This is a genomic window from Bacillus sp. AF62 (genome assembly GCF_050312695.1).
In the GTDB taxonomy this organism is placed as follows: Bacteria; Bacillota; Bacilli; order Bacillales; family Bacillaceae_G; genus Bacillus_A; species Bacillus_A cereus.
On record NZ_JBNPJZ010000047.1, the window covers coordinates 212,222 to 229,869 of the forward strand.

Below are 17,648 nucleotides of genomic sequence, written 5' to 3' on the forward strand. Positions count from 1 at the left end.
ATTATATATCAAAAAATTGGAGGCTATAAGTAGATGAGAACTGAAAAAGAAATGCTAGACTTAATTATTAATACAGCAAAAGAGGATGGAAGAATTCGAGCAGTTATCATGAATGGATCGCGTGTAAATCCAAATGTGAAAAGAGATTGTTTTCAAGACTATGATATTATGTATGTTGTAAATGATATACAATCTTTTACGTCTAATCATAATTGGGTTCATAGATTTGGAGAAATAATGATAGTACAAATGCCAGAAGAAATGTCGTTAGTTCAACCAAATGAAGATGGGAAGTTTCCGTATTTAATGCAGTTCATGGATGGGAATCGGATTGATTTAACGCTAGTTCCAGTTGAGTTAATAAAAAAGTTCGTTGGACAAGATAGTTTAAGTAAATTACTTCTCGATAAAGATAATTGTATGGAAGGATTCCCGCCAGCAAGCGATAAAGATTACTTAATAAAAAAGCCTACAGAAAAAGAGTTTTTGGATTGTTGTAATGAATTTTGGTGGTGTAGTACGAATGTGGCAAAAGGGCTATGGAGAGAAGAGCTTTCTTATGCAAAAGGAATGCTTGAGGGACCAGTGCGAGATATGTTCATCGTAATGCTAGAATGGTATATTGGTATGAAAACAGATTTTACAGTTAATGCAGGGAAGTTTGGAAAGCATTTCGAGCAATATATTGAAAAAGATATGTGGGTGCAATTTAAAAGAACATTTTCTAATGCAGAATATGAAAACATATGGGAGTCATTCTTTGTCATGGGTGATTTATTTAGGGAAGTGGCGAACGAAATCGCTAACAAATATGAATATCAATATCCGCAAGATGATGATGATAAAGTGACGAACTATTTAAAACATGTGAAAGCTTTGCCAAAAGATAGTACATCGATTTATTAATAATAGTAAGCAGTAAGACTGTCCTAATTAAGGACAGTCTTATTTTTGTTTATGAATAACAATTTCTCTAACAAAGTGCAGATGAATCACATATGAAAATTTAGGGAGGTTTTTTATCATGTATTATTTTTATTCGCCAGAAATGTTTGCTCCATATCAATGGGGACTAGAACGAGATGTTTCGTATGCTTATATGCCATATAACTCATTTTATTATGGAGACTATATAAGCGCATTGCCATACGCATATATCCCTCAAAGCTATGAAGTACAAATGAAAGCAGATGATCGTGGATCGTGGACACCATTTACATGGGTTGAAAAATATGCGTACGCATTTTCAGGACCGTATAATAAAGCGGAAGTAGCTCTTACATTTGATGATGGACCAGATTCAGAATTCACGCCAAAAATATTAGATAAGTTAAAACAACATAATGTAAAAGCTACTTTTTTCTTACTTGGTGAAAACGCAGAAAAATTTCCGAATGTAGTAAAGCGTATTGCAAATGAAGGGCATGTAATTGGTAATCATACGTACAGTCATCCGAATTTAGCGAAAGTAAATGACGCTGAGTACCGTAATCAAATTATAAAAACGGAAGAAATATTAAAACGTTTAGCCGGCTATGCTCCTAAATTTATACGTCCACCGTATGGTGAAATACTTGAAAATCAATTGAATTGGGCAACTGAGCAAAATTTTATGATTGTACAGTGGAGTGTTGATACAGTTGATTGGAAAGGTGTAAGTGCCGATACGATTACAAATAATGTGTTAGGGAATTCATTTCCAGGTAGTGTCATACTGCAGCATTCTACTCCAGGTGGGCATTTACAAGGATCTGTTGATGCACTAGACAAAATCATTCCGCAGTTAAAAACGAAAGGGGCACGTTTTGTAACACTTCCAAGTATGTTCCAGACATCGAAAGAAAGAAAGTGAATGTGTTATAAATTGGAAAAATAAGGGTTGTGTCGTATAATGAAAGTGTAAGTTAGGGGGGGATATAATTGATTGATGCACTAGTAAACATAGGAATAAGCATATTGATTGGTATTATTTTTATACTTGCGGCAATTATTCTTCAAAAAAATCCACCGACCGATATTAATGCGGCATATGGTTATCGTACGAAACGATCTATGAAAAATAAGGAATTATGGGATGCGGGTAACAGGTATAGTGCAGAAGTGATGAAGCAAAACGGATTTATCATGATGTTAATTGGAAGTGTTATTAGTATACTGTTTAGATATCCACATACAATAATAGCGATTATAGTGGTTATGCTGTTATTAATCATTCGTTTATTTATACAAGTAGAGAGTAGATTAAAAATACTTGAACAATAATAAAAAATAGGAATCTACGCAATATTATGCTAGGAGTCCTATTTTATTTATAAACTATTATTTTTTAATAATTCTTTTCCTTGCTCTATAACAAATTCATAGTATGCAAGATCATACGGATAAATATCTTCAAATGTTATCGTAATCGGTGTATTGTTTAAGACTGAAATAGTCGTTAAAGATGAAATCTCTCCTTTTAATAGTTGTAGAAAAGAAGTTGCATGTACTTTCATCACATCGTCTACTTCTTCACCTGGTGCGAATGGAAGTGGATTGATGACGTTGTGAAAATACATATGACAAAACTCGCGATCAGTAAGATTTGAAATTTCATAATCTATTTTAAAGATTCCCTTGTATGTTAAATCATTAGTTTGAAAGGAAAGCCCTAATTCTTCCTCAATTTCACGAAGACCACCAATTTGTACATCTTCATCATGCATAATATGTCCAGCTGAAGTAATATCCCATATACATGGAGCTTCTTTTTTATTTTTAGAGCGTAATTGGAAATATAAAAACATATCTTCATTATCTTTTTCTACAAACCAGCAATGAAATGTTTCGTGCCAATCGCCGTCACGATGCACTTCATCACGTAATTTCTTCCCAAGTGTATTTCTTTCAGAATCAAATATTGTTAACCACTCTGTCATTTTAATTCCCCTTTCCTCAAATTTTATTATACAATATTTGTATTGAATTTTGGGAAAATAAAGAAAAAGGAGTGGTTATAAGTGGGGATCGAGCGTACGGAAATAAAATCGATTATTTCAACAGAGGAAGAGTTACGGAAAATATTGGGGCAACCAAGTGAGCGAGCGTTGAAAAAAGTCATTTCATCATTAGACCACCATTGCGTAGATTTTCTTTCTAAATCTCCTTTTCTAGTATTATCCACTGGAAATAAGTTGGGGGAGTGTGACGCCTCGCCGCGAGGAGATGCACCTGGATTTGTATACGTACTCAATAATAATAAAATTATCATTCCAGAAAGACCAGGAAATCGTCGTATAGACTCCATTTTGAATATTATTTCAAATCCACATGTAGGACTAATCTTTTTTATTCCAGGTCTTGGGGAGACACTCAGAATAAATGGCCGAGCGTATATTACAAACGACGAAGAAATTTTGAAAGAAATGCAGGCGAATGGACGCAATCCGTTGCTTGGAATTGTTGTTGAAATAGAAGAGTGTTATATTCATTGTGCAAAAGCGTTTATTCGTTCTAAGATGTGGGATCCAGAATCTTGGTTAAATAAAAAAGAGTTACCATCAGCAGCAAAAATGTTGCTGGAGCATGCGAAAGTGAATACTTCAGAAGAAGATGTTGCACGTTCTTTAGAAGAAAGTTATACAAAAAGATTGTATTAAAAATTTTATTAATATAGTTTTGTAGAGCGGATATGTACGGGTTTTAGAATGGGGAATTTATATATGAACCGTTGATTTATAAACTGGAGAAATAACAAAATAGGTAAATTGAGTGGCGGTTGCATAATGATATTGTGAAATATAATAAAAAAAATTCTTGAAAATAGTTAGTAAAAATAGGCTTGCTTTTTAAAAAGTTGATAACTATAATAAATTAACAAATAGACATGAACGAAAAAGTAACGATAAGGACAAGAAATCATTTTTACGGTTTACAGAGAGGGAAGCCAAGGGTGTGAGCTTCCTAACACGAGAAATGATTTTACCACCTTTGAACTTCAATAGTGAACGAGTAATCTAGTAATTATTGACGGTATCAGCCGTTATCTGAACTTGAGCAATCTAGGGAGAAATACGTCTAGATTGGAACAAGGGTGGAACCACGAAAACACATTCGTCCCTTTCCTAGGGATGGGTGTGTTTTTTTTATTACTTTGAAGGGAGGTGCGGTAACATGAAACTATTTATAAGTACGGAAATAACCACCACCTGCATGACAAAAAAGCAGAGTAAGGTGATTTATAGGTGTAACAATTAAACTTTTAGGAGGAGATTAGAAGATGAATAACGTTATAAATGTTGGGGTATTAGGTTTAGGTACGGTCGGAAGTGGTGTTGTTCATATTTTGAAAGAACATTATAAAAAAATCGCTCTTGATACAGGATACGCAGTGAAAGTGAAAACAGTCGTTGTACGTGATTTGGAAAAAGAACGCGATGTTTGTATTGACGGAATTGCAGTCACAAGTCATGTAGATGAAGTTCTAAATGATTCAAATATTGATATTGTAGTAGAGGTAATGGGCGGAATTGAAGAAGCAAAACAGCATATTGTTAAGGCTTTAGAAAATAAAAAACATGTCGTAACAGCAAATAAAGATTTAATGGCTGTATATGGTGCAGAGCTTCTTCAACTGGCAAACGATAATGATTGTGATTTATGTTATGAAGCGAGCGTAGCAGGCGGTATTCCAGTGTTAAGAGGACTAACTGACGGGCTAGCATCAGATCAAATTGAAAAAATAATGGGAATTGTAAATGGTACAACAAATTATATGTTAACAAAAATGAGTCAAAATGGGTGGTCTTATGAAGAGGCTTTACAGGAAGCGCAAAAATTAGGTTTTGCAGAATCGGATCCGACAGCAGATGTAGATGGACTAGATGCGGCGAGAAAGGTAGCAATTCTTGCAAACTTAGGTTTTTCGATGAATGTTTCATTAGATGATGTGCAAGTAAGAGGGATTCGAAAGGTCGAAAAAGAAGATTTACAAATGGCTGAAAAGTTAGGATTTACTATGAAGTTAATTGGGAAAGCAGAAAAACAAGGATCAGCCATTCATTTAAGTGTAGAACCGACACTTTTACCAAGTCGTCATCCATTATCGAATGTAAATAATGAATTTAATGCAGTATATGTTCACGGTCAAGCGGTAGGAGAAGTAATGTTTTACGGACCTGGAGCTGGAAAGTTGCCAACTGGTTCTGCTGTAGTAAGTGATATTATTTCCATCGTTAAAAATATGAATCAAGTGCCGAAAAATAAAAGTGCGTTAAAAGAACCAGTTCCTTATGAATTACAAGGTGATGAAGAAGTAGTTTCGAAATATTTCTTGCGTATTTCATTACGAGATGAGCCTGGGATGTTACAAAAAATAACAGAATGTTTCGTTAATTACTCTGTGAGTTTAAAAGAAGTTATTCAATTACCTTTAAACCGTGAACTGGCAGAAGTTGTTGTTGTGACACATCGAACTTCCAAGTATCAATTCGAACGAGTTTTAGGAGCGATAGAAGCTGTCGCAAGTGAAATAAACAGTTACTACATTATTGAGGAGGAAAAACAATATGTATAAAGGACTATTGAAACAATATGCTTCTTATTTACCGGTGAATGAAAACACACCTGATGTCAGTTTAATGGAAGGAAATACACCTCTTATTCCGTTATTAAATATATCAAAGCAATTAGGGATTCAGCTATATGGTAAGTACGAAGGAGCGAATCCGACAGGTTCTTTTAAAGATCGTGGTATGGTGATGGCAGTTGCTAAGGCGAAAGAAGAAGGTTCAGAAGCAATCATTTGTGCATCAACAGGTAATACATCAGCATCAGCTGCAGCATATGCGGCACGTCTTGGGATGAAATGTATAATCGTAATCCCTGAAGGAAAGATTGCGCATGGAAAATTAGCGCAAGCGGTCGCTTATGGAGCTGAAATTATTTCAATAGAAGGGAATTTCGATGATGCACTTAAGGCTGTAAGAAATATTGCTGTAGAAGAGCCGATTACATTAGTAAATTCAGTGAATCCTTATCGAATTGAAGGACAAAAAACAGCAGCATTTGAAATTTGTGACCAATTGCAAAATGCACCAGATGTTCTAGCTATCCCTGTTGGGAACGCAGGGAATATTACAGCATATTGGAAAGGCTTCTGTGAATATGAGAAAGAAAAAGGTTATAAGAAGCCAAGAATTCATGGCTTTGAAGCAGAAGGAGCAGCGGCAATTGTAAAAGGGCATGTAATTGAAGAGCCTGAAACAATTGCAACAGCAATTCGCATTGGTAACCCAGCAAGTTGGTCGTATGCAGTAGAGGCTGCCGAGCAGTCTTGTGGTGAAATAGATATGGTATCAGATGAAGAAATTTTACATGCGTATAGGTTATTGGCAAAAACTGAAGGAGTTTTCGCTGAACCGGGATCAAATGCTTCATTAGCTGGCGTAATTAAACATGTTAAATCTGGAAAAATCAAAAAGGGAGAAACAGTTGTTGCAGTATTAACTGGAAATGGTTTGAAGGATCCTGATATCGCTATTTCTTCAAATCAACTAGACATCGCAAGTTTGTCAAATGATATAGAACAGATTAAAGATCATATTAAAGGGGTGATTATGTCGTGATACCATTAAGTGTTCGTGTCCCTGCTAGTACGGCAAATGTTGGTCCTGGATTTGATTCAGTTGGAATAGCTTTGTCATTGTATTTAGATGTGGTGGTTAAAGAAAAAGCTGATAAATGGCAAGTAATCCATTCCTTTGAAGAATCAATTCCGACAGACGATAAAAATTTAATCGTTAGCACGGCATGTAAAGTCTGTCCTTCTATATTACCCCATATAATAGAAGTTACTAGTAATATCCCATTAACAAGAGGGCTAGGAAGTAGTGCATCAGCGATTGTAGCTGGGATAGAACTTGCGAATCAACTAGGCAATTTGAACTTAACTGCTGATCAAAAAGTTCAAATTGCTACAAATTTTGAAGGACATCCTGATAATGTTGCTGCTTCTATATTAGGTGGAACTGTAATCGGAGCACTTGATGGAAAGGATATTTCCGTCGTAAGAATTGAGAGCAAGGAGTTAGGGGTAATTTCTCTTATTCCGAATGAAGAATTAAATACAGATGAAAGTCGATCTGTATTACCAAAGATGTTTCCGTTTCATGAGGCAGTTAAAGCTAGTGCGATAAGTAACGTATTAGTAGCTGCATTATGTCAAAAGCGGTGGGAAGTTGTAGGTGAAATGATGGAGAGAGACCATTTTCACGAGCCATATCGTTTAGAACTCGTACCGTTATTACCATCTATTCGTAAATGCGCAAAAGAATTTGGTGCGTACGGTACAGCACTTAGCGGTGCGGGACCATCTATTTTTATATTAACGCCATATGAGAAACGTCAAGAAATCGCTGAGCAATTAGCGAGAGTATTTACAGATATGAAAGTATGTGAGCTTGAAATCGACCATAAAGGTATTATTGTAAATAAGGAAGAGCATATTGGATCGTAAAGAAAGCTGGCATGGCTAGCTTTCTTTACGTTGCAAACCTATTTTAAATTAGGTTTTTTCGGAAAAAAATATAAAACAAATGTTGATTTTGAATAATGTAAGTAAAGAGTGCATTCATTTTGGAGGTGATTAAATGAATAAAGAGTCACCAGAAGAAAAAAGAGAGCGTATGAGACAAAGTGAATTAAAAAGTAATCCTACGGGTTCTTTACATGACGGACTCAATAGAGCGGAAACAGGTAGTCCAGTTGATATAGCAGGCGGTATGAATTGGAAAGGTACAGGGATAATCATTTTAGTACTACTTTTAGGATACATTGTATACACTTATTTTTTCAGTTAAAGAATGCTTGTTAAAATTTTGATTTGTTTAGTTTCATAATTGTTGAGAAAAAATGCAGTTACTGTATTACATATCTTCTAAGCGAATTATAGTTGTTCATATCAACTTTTAATACTCCAAATAGAGCTAGCAAAATGCTAGCTCTATTATTTTTTGCCACATTCCTGTAACAAACCACCTGTATATTCATTGGTGGAGGTGCAGAGGATGAAAAAAATGATAGCGATATGTCTTCTAACAACTATGCCATTTTCGACTTTAGTCGGTTGTGACGTAAAAGGTAGTAATGCTGTACAAGAGTCTAAAATAAAGAAATCGACGTATAAAGATTTTACTTATGATGTAAATCCAGAAACATTCACATTAACTGTAGAACATGAGGGGATAAAGGAACAGGCATCACAACCCCTACCGAAAATGAAGGTATCGAATGTAAAAAAAGAAAAGGATCGTACATCGTGGGAATATCCAGATCAAAAAGTAAAAATAAAATTAGAAAAGAAAAAAGACCACTTAAACATTGAAGTGGAATCGACTGGTGCAGAAAGCTTTACATGGCCGAAAGTAGAAGCTGAAAATTATACACTTCCGTTATGGGAGGGTAAGCAAATTCCGAGCAATGATGAGAATTGGAAGAAGTTTTTAAAGGATGATGCATATTCATTTGCTGAATCATTTTCTATGAAGTTTTTCGCTTTAAATGGTTCGAAATATTCAATTGTATATATTGCAAACAATATGTTTAATAATGAATTGAAATTTCATTCGGATCCGAAAATAGGATTTGATTTTACACATGAATTTCCGAGCATAAATAAAAATAAAACATATGGATTTCAATTATATGTGACAAATAATGATGCGGTAAGCATTGCTAAACTGTATAAGGATGATATTGTTCGAAAAGGTGAATTTAAAACATTACAAGAAAAGGCTAGAAAAAATAAAGAAATCGAAAAGTTATATGGAGCGGCGCATTTTTATTTTTGGAATCAAAATGGTTTATCAGAAAATAATATAAATTGGCCAAAACTAAGGGAGCAAATAAATAGCCCGCTGTTTAGTCATATAAAAGAACTTATTCAAAAGAATAGTTCAGAGCCTGGGGAACTGAATGTATTAGATCAAGTAAGTAAACAAGATTTCATTGATAAGTATCAAAAAAATGTTATTTTACGTTATATAAACGAAGTATTATCCATGAAGGAATTTTATAAAGAGGATATTTTTCAAAACGTTGATCAGGAAGCTAGTGTGCTATTAAAGAAAGGTGTAGGTCACTTAACGAACACAGAATTGTATAGCTTAAATAAGCATTTATTAAAGTCGCTACTTGGTGATGCGGTTGAAGAGGTAAGTAAATGGGGTAATGCAGATGGAACGGACATACTAAAGGAAATGAAAGAGGTAGGAATAGAAAAAGCGTGGATTGGTCTGCCGAACTGGGAACAAGGATTTATGCAACCTAATTTCGTGACAAAAGCGAAGGAAATGGGGTATTTAGTTGGTCCGTATGATTCATATCATTCCATTCACGAAAAAAGTGATAAAAATTGGAACACAGCATCCTTTAATGACCCATCATTATATGAAGAGGCTACTGTAACGAAGAAAAACGGAGAAAAGGTGCAAGGCTTTTTAGGCAGAGGTCGCAAGTTAAACCCGACTTTATCGCTGCCTAGTGTAAAGGAACGCATGAATGATATATTACAAAATGGTCCTAAATATAATTCATGGTTTATTGATTGTGATGCGACAGGTGAAATTTACGATGACTATTCAGCGAAACATATAACGACACAAGAGCAAGATTTAAAAGCACGTTTAAAACGAATGGACTACATTGCGCAAGAAAAGGGTATGGTCGTTGGTTCTGAAGGTGGAAATGATTTTGCTAGTAGTACGATTGCATTTGCACACGGAATTGAAACACCTGTTATTAAATGGGACGATGAAGATATGCGGAAAAATAAAACAAGTCCGTATTATGTCGGTGGATATTGGTCACCAAATCAAAATGTTCCCGAAAAATATGCAAAACAAGTACCATTGAAAGAAGAATATAAACAAGTGTATTTAAACCCAGTATATTCGTTACCATTATATAAATTAGTATACAATGATTCCGTTATTACAACGCACCATTGGGAATGGGGAAGTTTAAAGGTAAAAGATGAAGTTGGAAATCGAATGCTGTCTGAATTATTGTATAATGTTCCTCCGTTGTACCATTTAGATGAAGTAGAGTGGAATAAGCATAAAAAAGAAATTACAGAGCATCTAAAAGTTTGGAATGAAGTTCATGAAAAAGCAGTAAAAGAAGAGATGACGAATTTTGCGTATTTGTCAGAAGATAAGCTAGTACAATCTGTTTCTTATGGAAAAAATATTAAAATCATTGTGAACTTCTCAAATGAAGATAGGGAAGTAGAAAAAACGAAAATAAAAGCAAAGTCGGCTTTCATTGATAATCAGGGGAAGAAAAGCGTGTATACGCCGTTTGAGAAATAAGAACGTGAAATATACTGTATTCATAGAGATTTTATATTTAGCTTGACTCTTTATTCATATCGTTTATTAAGAAAAAGATATCCTAATTTAAAATGAAAGAATTAATTAATTTGTAAATTCGCATGTTGCGAAGTGCTAAATTTTTGAAATTGGTAAATAGTGACTTGCCAAAAATAAGTACGAGAGTATAATGTGAAATGGAATACATATTGGGTTTAAGTAGTAACCTTACAAAATTGTAAGGTTACTGAAAGGAAATTCAATATGAAGATAAATAGACTTACATTATACTTGGTAAAGAGAAAGAGAGGCGAATGGGTATGAGCTCTGAATTAGAACAAAATACGAGAAGTAATAAAAAGCGTTCTAAAAGAAAGTCAATAAAATGGTTCATATTAATTCCATTTTTCCTACTTATTTTTGGAGGAGTAGGATATGGTTCGTTTATATATAATAAAGCAAAAGCTGTTGTAAATGATGCGTATGCAAAAATTGATAAGTCATCAAAGCGTGATAAGGAAGTTGAACCTTTAAAGGATAATATTTCAATATTAATCATGGGTGTAGATGGAAGTGAAATGAGAAAAAGCCAATATGGCGAAGCAGTTCGAACAGATGCACTTTTATTAGCAACAATTAATAAAGATGATAAGTCTGTTAAGCTAGTAAGTATTCCACGTGATTCACGTGTTTATATTCCAACTAGAAAAAAATTAGATAAAATTACTCATGCTCACGTATTTGGTGGCGTAGAAAGCACACGCGATACGGTGGAAAGATTTTTGAATGTACCTGTTGATTATTATGTGAAGTTTAACTTTGAATCATTCGTACAAATTGTCGATTCAATTGGTGGTATTGATATTGATGTACCAGTTACTTTCACTGAACAAGATAGTAAAGACCAAGCTGGTATGATCCATTTAGAAAAAGGTTACCAACATTTAAATGGAGAACAAGCTCTTGCACTTGCAAGAACGCGTAAAATTGATAGTGACGCAATGCGTGGACAGAGACAGCAACTTGTAATAGAAGCAATTGCCAAAAAAGCGATGTCTGTTCAATCAATTAGCAAAATGGGCTCTTTACTAGATGCGGTTGATAAAAATATGAAAACAAACTTAACATTTGACGATATGCTTGCCATTACAAAAAATATGGCAGGATCTAATTTGGAAATGGAAAAATTGCAAATAGAAGGTACAGATAAACGTATCGGTGGTATTTATTATTACATTCCAAATGAAAAAAATGTAAAAGATATTTCAAAAAAATTAAATGATCATTTAGGTGTAACGCCAAAATCAGTCCGAAACGAATAATAAAAAAAGATTGGCTTTTGCCAATCTTTTTTTTTGGAATGTATTTGTAACTTTTCTGTAACGATTTTTTAGTTTAGAAAAATTATACTCATATGTATGAGTATAATGGATAGGTAAAAAAGTAAAAGGACATATTCAAAATTTGTGGTAAGGAAAGATATCATATGCAGAAATGGTTAAGCATGATGGGAATTATCTTTATATTGACTGGATGTAAAATGTCTGAAGCTCCAACAAGTCTAATGGAAGCTCCTACAAATGAAAAATGGATTAATGAATTAAAGGAACAAATTGATAAAGATTTACCTGTTAATTATCGCTTACTTACTCCAATGTCTAATAGAGATAAACAGACGACATGGTCAATGAATTTCGAACGAGATAATAAAAAAGAAGCTGTCATCGTATATAAAATACCTAATGAAGATTATCATATATATTTAGCCGTATATGAGAAGAAAAATAATGGATGGAATATGAAGTCAACCTATACATTTGATGGGGAAGAAGTAGATATTGTTGAGGTAGGAGATTTCACAGGGAGTGGAAAAAGGGAACTATTGATAGGAATAACTACCAATCGTGATTTATTAGAAAACACAATGTATGTTTTTTCCAATGAGAGTGACGATATAAAGGAATTTTATAGACAGAAGTATACAAAGTTATTTATAGATGATTTAAACAAAAATGGTTTTAAAGACATAAGCCTTGTTTCGTATATGAAAGATGAACAGTTGAAGGTTCAGTTCATTGAAAAGTTTAAGGTATTGTCAGAGGTTACATTTGATCCGTATATAAATAGTATTCAAAGAATACAAATGGGCCGTATTTCTAAATCATTAAAGGCAGTTGTAATTGATGCGGGAACAGGGGCTCATTCAGGTATAACTTATGTAGCAAAATTTGATCAGGATCATTATGAAGTATTACCTATAGGTGGGAAAGAAGATTTATTTAATGAATATGTTGTAGAAAGTAAAGATGTTAATGAAGACGGCATTATTGAATTTGTTCGTACTGTACGTCCAAAAGGTTGGGAGGATAAATCACATGGTGATAGTCCGCTTTTTGAACGTTACATACAGTGGAGTGAATCTGGAATTAAACCAATTGAAGAACGATATATAGATATAGAAAAAGGGTATTATGTGAAAATTCCTAAAGAGTTAATAGGGAAAATTACAATACCAGATCAGCAAAAAGAATCAAATTCTCAAAAGTTTTTGGATACAAGAACAAATAAAATATGGCTTGAAGTTCATATTTTTAAGCGGAAAGAATGGTTCAATATAAAAGGCTACAGCGCAGCAATTAAAACGGCTTCTCACGTATATGCAGTACCGAAGCAATCAGAATTTGAAAAAGTGAAAGCATATATAAAACCGCTAGCGGATTATCAACAAGAGTAGGAGGTGGGAATTATGTCAAAAATTTTAGTTTTAGAAGATGAATTAACGATCCGTAGCTTTATTGTTTTAAATTTAAAACGTGCTGGATTTTATGTAATAGAAGCTACTACTGGAGAAGAAGCGTTACAGATTTTGAGTGAACAAACTGTTGATATAGCACTGCTGGATGTAATGTTACCGGGGATTGATGGTTTAGAAGTTTGTAAGGCTATCAGGAAAGAAAATAAAAAAATGGGTATTATTATGTTAACCGCACGTGTACAAGATGAAGATAAGGTGCAAGGACTAGGAATAGGTGCAGATGATTATATTGCAAAACCGTTTAGTCCAGTAGTATTAACTGCACGTATACAGTCTTTATTAAGAAGAATAGAAGTACATGAAGAAAAAACGAATATTGTTACGTCAGGTCCATTTTCGTTAAATATTGTAGAAGAAAGATTGTATAAAGATGGACAATTAGTCGATTTAACACCTACAGAGTATATGATATTACAGTATTTAATGAATCAGGCTTCAAAGCCAGTTTCGCGTGATGAAATTTTAAATATGATTTGGGGAACCAATTACGTAGGTGAGACGAAAGTAGTAGATGTAAATATGAGACGGTTACGTCAAAAGATAGAATGTAATCCATCAGAACCTGAATTTATTCTTACGGTGTGGGGAAAAGGATATGTGTGGAAGGAAAGTATGAGATGAAACGGAAAGTGACTTTATATTTTATGACGGTCATTACACTTATGCTTGTATTATTTGAAGTTGTATTTTCAGTTTCAATTTATCGATACTATTATAATGGTATTGTGCAATATATAGAGTCTCATGCGAAAACGAGTACACGTTTTTTTTCAGAATACAATTCACTATACTTTATTCGATTACAAGAATATAGTGGTGACATAATTAGTAGCTTTCAATTAGAAGGAACAGAATTACAGTTAATTGATCGTCACGGCTCGATTATACAATCTTCAAGTGGTGAAAAGGTAGAAGGTAAAGTGAATATTCCACAATCATTATTAGAAGGTGAAATGTATAATCAAGTTACTACGAAAGGTAATAAAAAACAACTAGAGGTGCTAAGCCCACTTATACATCAAGGACAAACTATTGGTGTTTTAAAATATACGACTGTTTTAACAAATGTAAATAAAAAGATTATTGAAATTATTACGTTTACTATTTCTGTAGGTATTGTTATTTCGGGAGTCGCCTTCTTAATTAGTAGACGTTTGGCAAATTCATTTGTTGAGCCAATTGAATCCATTATTCAAGCCTCTTCACAAATTGCAGAAGGCACATTAAAGCAAAAAATTAAAGAAGATTATCCTGGAGAATTAGGGGACTTGGCACATAGTTTAAATTATATGGCCTATAAAATAGATAAGGCTGAGCAGATGAAAAATGAATTCATTGCTTCTATTTCGCACGAAATACGAACGCCTTTAACAGGAATTAAAGGTTGGAGTGAGACGTTAAAAACAGTAGATCATTTAACAGAAGAAGAAATAAAGCAAGGTATGGGCATTATTTCAGGTGAGACAGATAGATTGATTCATTTAGTAGAAGAATTGCTAGATTTTTCAAGATTACAATCAAATCATTTTAATTTATATAAACAAAAGGTGCAGTTGTACGATATACTAGAGGAGACGATTTGGCAATTAACTCCTAAATCGGAAGAGAAGGAAATTCAATTTATTACTACTATAGACCGAATTGAATTGATGGGAGATCGAAATAGGTTAAAGCAAGTTTTCTTGAATATTGTTCAAAATGCAATTAAGTATTCACATAAAAAAAGTACAATACACATTGAAGCGACTAAAATAGAAGGACAAGCAGTGATTAAGGTAAGAGACGAAGGGATTGGAATTGCTAAAGAACATTTACCATATATTGAGCAATCATTTTACCAAATTAATAATCATGCTGCAGGTGCAGGTATTGGTTTAGCTATCGTTAAAAAAATGGTAGAGCTTCATGGCGGTGTGCTTAGTGTTACAAGCAAAGAAGGAATAGGAACAACAATTTTGATAAAACTCCCATTATAATACAAATAAAATCTATTTATATGGTGAAATAAAAATAAATAGATGTATAATTATATTGGGCGATTTATATATAAGATTAATAGGGAGAGGAATTCGATAGAATGGAAAAAGCTTTAAAAATTAAACAAATAGTAGTCGTTTTAATAGCGATTGCCGCAGTAGCTATTGGGTATTACATGTTTCAATCAATTACTTCACCAGCAAAAGCTGTTGCGAAACAAGAAAATGTAGTGCAGCTTGCAAGTGAACAGCCGAAAGTTGAAATGAATAAAACGGCACCAAGTCGTTTTAATGGAAAAGAAAGAAAAGTTGCTTATCTTACATTTGACGATGGGCCAGGGAAATATACGGCTGAATTATTAAATACGCTAAAACAACATGATGCGAAGGCGACGTTCTTTTTAATTGGAGCGAATGTAAAAGAATTTCCTGATTTAGTGAAACGTGAAAATGCTGAGGGTCATTATGTAGGCATGCATAGTATGACACATAATTTCGCAAAGTTATATAAAAATGGCGAGTATGTAAATGAGATGAAAGAAGATCAAGGTTTAATCGCTAATATTATTGGGAAATCACCTAAATTAACACGTCCTCCATATGGTTCGATGCCTGGATTGAATGAAGGTCTTCGAAATAAAGTGGTAGAAGGCGGATTTAAAGTATGGGATTGGACAATTGATTCATTAGATTGGAGATACAATAAAATGCCAGTTGATGCAGCTGCAGCACAAATTGCTCAAAACGTATTAACAAACGCAACAAAACCACAAGAAGTAATTTTAATGCATGATATTCACCCGCAATCAGTTGCTGCTGTGCCAGCAATTTTAAAGGGGCTAAAAGAAAAAGGTTATGAGTTTGAAGCTTATCATGAAGAGAGTCACTTCCCAGTGAACTTCTGGCATGATAACCGTATGTAATGGAGGAATGAACGTTGAAGTATGGAAAAGTAGCAGTAGTTGGAGCATTATCAGTAGGACTTTTAACAGGTTGTTTCGGTGAAAAGCCAGAAGAAAATCTATATACAGCTTTTGAAACAGCAGCAACACAAGAAAAATCTTTAATGGATGAAGCAAAAAAATTAGAGCAGTTAGAGAAACAAGGGCAAGAATTATATGCTCAAATTTTGCAAGAAGGTAAAGATCATAATGAAGCAGTTGTGAAGAAAATAGAGCAAGCTACTGCAAATGTAGATGATCGTGAAAAAGTATTGAAAAGTGAGAAAGAAATGCTAGAAAAAGCACAGAAGGAAACGAAATCTGTTCAAAGTAATATAGAGAAGATTGAAGATAAGAAGTTACAAAAACAAGCAAAAGCAGTAGAAGAGTCGTATAAGAATCGTTATGATGCATTCCAAAAGATGAATGAAAATTACACGAAAGTGTTAGCGACTGAAAAAGAACTGTATGAAAAATTAAAAGTAAAAGAAACGAAATTAAAAGAAATCGGTGAAAAAGTTAAAACTGTTAATGAATTAAATGTGGAAGCACAAAAGTCGAAAGAGCAGTTTAACAAATTTACAAAAGAGTATAATGACAGTAAATTAGCATTCTACAAAGGTGCAGAAATTAAGATTAAAGATCAGAAATAAAGAAGAATCTAAAGTGTAATAAAAAGCCGGAGAAACATAGTTATAAATGTTTTTTCGGTTTTTTACGTTAAATGAATAGAAAAGACTGGAATTGATATCATAAAAGAGTTATAGTGAGTTATTCTAAGGGAAACATTGTAAAGTAAGGAGAATGGGAATATGTCATATGAATTTTTACTCAAATTAGGTTTAGCACTCTTTTTAGGATTATTCATCGGGATAGATAGGCAGCTAAAGAATAAACCACTTGGTGTGAAAACAAGTATGGTTATTTCTGTAGCAAGTTGTTTAATTACGATGGTTTCAATTGAATCTGTGCATGTATATTCTGTTCCAGGACATACAAATATGGATCCGATGCGACTGGCCGCTCAAATTGTTAGTGGAATTGGTTTTCTTGGCGCAGGTGTCATTTTACGAAGAAGTAATGACGTTATTTCTGGATTAACAACAGCTTCTATGGTGTGGGCTGCTTCAGCTTTAGGAATCGCAATTGGTGCGGGATTTTATTTACAAGCGACAGTTGCTATGGTTTTAATTATTTTAGCGATTAATGTACTTCCGCAACTTGTGAAAATTGCAGGACCGTATTCATTAAGACAAAAGGATTTATCTATAAAAATTACTGTTAAAGAGCATCATGAGTTAGATGGTATATTTAAGCAAATTAAAAATTTAGGCATGCATGTGAAACGCGTGAAAATTAAAGATATAGATAGTGGAGCATTTCAGCAACTAGAGATGGTTATTTTAGCTCCAGAAGATTTATATACAACAGAGTTATATAGTTCCCTGAAAGAGATTGATCGAGTAGTTTCAGTTGAAGTGGAAAGTAGATAATTGTGATAAAAAAGAGTGAAGTGAATTCACTCTTTTTTATTTGGATTTTTAAGGAATGAAATTGATATAATGAT

General features: G+C 33.7%; 17 protein-coding genes and 1 other annotated feature. Of the genes, 16 read left to right on the forward strand and 1 reads right to left on the reverse strand.

The window, feature by feature from the left end; translation table 11 throughout:
• Positions 1–33 precede the first annotated feature (33 nt).
• From ACQRBL_RS09325 to ACQRBL_RS09335, 3 genes are all read left to right on the forward strand, one after another.
• On the forward strand, positions 34–906 hold the full coding sequence (locus ACQRBL_RS09325; protein ID WP_411995681.1) for an aminoglycoside 6-adenylyltransferase: 873 nt from the start codon (positions 34–36) through the stop codon (positions 904–906).
• A gap of 118 nt (positions 907–1,024) precedes the next feature.
• Complete coding sequence (locus tag ACQRBL_RS09330; protein ID WP_000291203.1) at positions 1,025–1,852, forward strand: peptidoglycan-N-acetylglucosamine deacetylase; 828 nt, start codon at positions 1,025–1,027, stop codon at positions 1,850–1,852.
• 71 nt (positions 1,853–1,923) lie between these two features.
• Positions 1,924–2,262 carry an SdpI family protein gene (locus ACQRBL_RS09335; RefSeq protein ID WP_025118474.1) on the forward strand — a complete coding sequence of 113 codons (339 nt, stop codon included), beginning with the start codon at positions 1,924–1,926 and terminating at the stop codon, positions 2,260–2,262.
• A gap of 47 nt (positions 2,263–2,309) precedes the next feature.
• Here ACQRBL_RS09335 and ACQRBL_RS09340 read toward each other — a convergent pair whose 3' ends face one another.
• Positions 2,310–2,918, reverse strand: coding sequence for an NUDIX hydrolase (locus ACQRBL_RS09340; RefSeq protein WP_023521722.1), 609 nt, complete (start codon positions 2,916–2,918; stop codon positions 2,310–2,312).
• Between the two features lie 81 nt (positions 2,919–2,999).
• Between ACQRBL_RS09340 and ACQRBL_RS09345 the strand changes: the two genes are divergently transcribed.
• The 13 genes from ACQRBL_RS09345 to ACQRBL_RS09405 all read left to right on the forward strand — a co-directional run bounded on the left by ACQRBL_RS09345 (position 3,000) and on the right by ACQRBL_RS09405 (position 17,574).
• Complete coding sequence (locus ACQRBL_RS09345; RefSeq protein ID WP_000510726.1) at positions 3,000–3,638, forward strand: pyridoxamine 5'-phosphate oxidase family protein; 639 nt, start codon at positions 3,000–3,002, stop codon at positions 3,636–3,638.
• Positions 3,639–3,871: 233 nt separating this feature from the next.
• Positions 3,872–4,103: a binding site (T-box leader), on the forward strand.
• Positions 4,104–4,258: 155 nt separating this feature from the next.
• Entirely contained in the window at positions 4,259–5,554 is a 1,296-nt protein-coding gene (locus ACQRBL_RS09350; RefSeq protein WP_023521724.1) for a homoserine dehydrogenase, read from the forward strand.
• A complete protein-coding gene (thrC, locus tag ACQRBL_RS09355) occupies positions 5,547–6,605 on the forward strand; it encodes a threonine synthase (protein WP_411995680.1) in 1,059 nt (352 codons plus the stop codon). The genes ACQRBL_RS09350 and thrC overlap by 8 nt, the downstream gene beginning before the upstream one ends.
• Entirely contained in the window at positions 6,602–7,495 is an 894-nt protein-coding gene (gene thrB, locus ACQRBL_RS09360) for a homoserine kinase (RefSeq protein ID WP_053564717.1), read from the forward strand. The genes thrC and thrB overlap by 4 nt, the downstream gene beginning before the upstream one ends.
• Before the next feature lie 133 nt (positions 7,496–7,628).
• The gene (locus ACQRBL_RS09365; protein ID WP_001031479.1) at positions 7,629–7,838 is read left to right on the forward strand and encodes a DUF6366 family protein; all 210 of its coding nucleotides are present in this window, start codon (positions 7,629–7,631) and stop codon (positions 7,836–7,838) included.
• 207 nt (positions 7,839–8,045) lie between these two features.
• On the forward strand, positions 8,046–10,349 hold the full coding sequence (locus tag ACQRBL_RS09370) for a glycoside hydrolase (RefSeq protein WP_023521726.1): 2,304 nt from the start codon (positions 8,046–8,048) through the stop codon (positions 10,347–10,349).
• Positions 10,350–10,669: 320 nt separating this feature from the next.
• Positions 10,670–11,671: an LCP family protein gene (locus ACQRBL_RS09375; RefSeq protein WP_002163948.1), complete on the forward strand. Its 1,002-nt coding sequence runs from the start codon at positions 10,670–10,672 to the stop codon at positions 11,669–11,671.
• Between the two features lie 164 nt (positions 11,672–11,835).
• Positions 11,836–13,083 (forward strand): hypothetical protein, encoded by a 1,248-nt coding sequence (locus ACQRBL_RS09380; protein ID WP_001174877.1) that lies wholly within the window; start codon positions 11,836–11,838, stop codon positions 13,081–13,083.
• Positions 13,084–13,095: 12 nt separating this feature from the next.
• Positions 13,096–13,785 carry a response regulator transcription factor gene (locus ACQRBL_RS09385; protein ID WP_411995679.1) on the forward strand — a complete coding sequence of 230 codons (690 nt, stop codon included), beginning with the start codon at positions 13,096–13,098 and terminating at the stop codon, positions 13,783–13,785.
• Positions 13,782–15,140, forward strand: a complete 1,359-nt coding sequence (locus ACQRBL_RS09390) for a sensor histidine kinase (RefSeq protein WP_411995678.1) — start codon at positions 13,782–13,784, stop codon at positions 15,138–15,140. The genes ACQRBL_RS09385 and ACQRBL_RS09390 overlap by 4 nt, the downstream gene beginning before the upstream one ends.
• Before the next feature lie 101 nt (positions 15,141–15,241).
• On the forward strand, positions 15,242–16,063 hold the full coding sequence (locus tag ACQRBL_RS09395) for a peptidoglycan-N-acetylglucosamine deacetylase (RefSeq protein ID WP_000409484.1): 822 nt from the start codon (positions 15,242–15,244) through the stop codon (positions 16,061–16,063).
• Positions 16,064–16,077: 14 nt separating this feature from the next.
• Entirely contained in the window at positions 16,078–16,734 is a 657-nt protein-coding gene (locus ACQRBL_RS09400) for a YkyA family protein (protein ID WP_023521729.1), read from the forward strand.
• A gap of 159 nt (positions 16,735–16,893) precedes the next feature.
• The gene (locus ACQRBL_RS09405) at positions 16,894–17,574 is read left to right on the forward strand and encodes an MgtC/SapB family protein (protein WP_000119510.1); all 681 of its coding nucleotides are present in this window, start codon (positions 16,894–16,896) and stop codon (positions 17,572–17,574) included.
• Positions 17,575–17,648 lie beyond the last annotated feature (74 nt).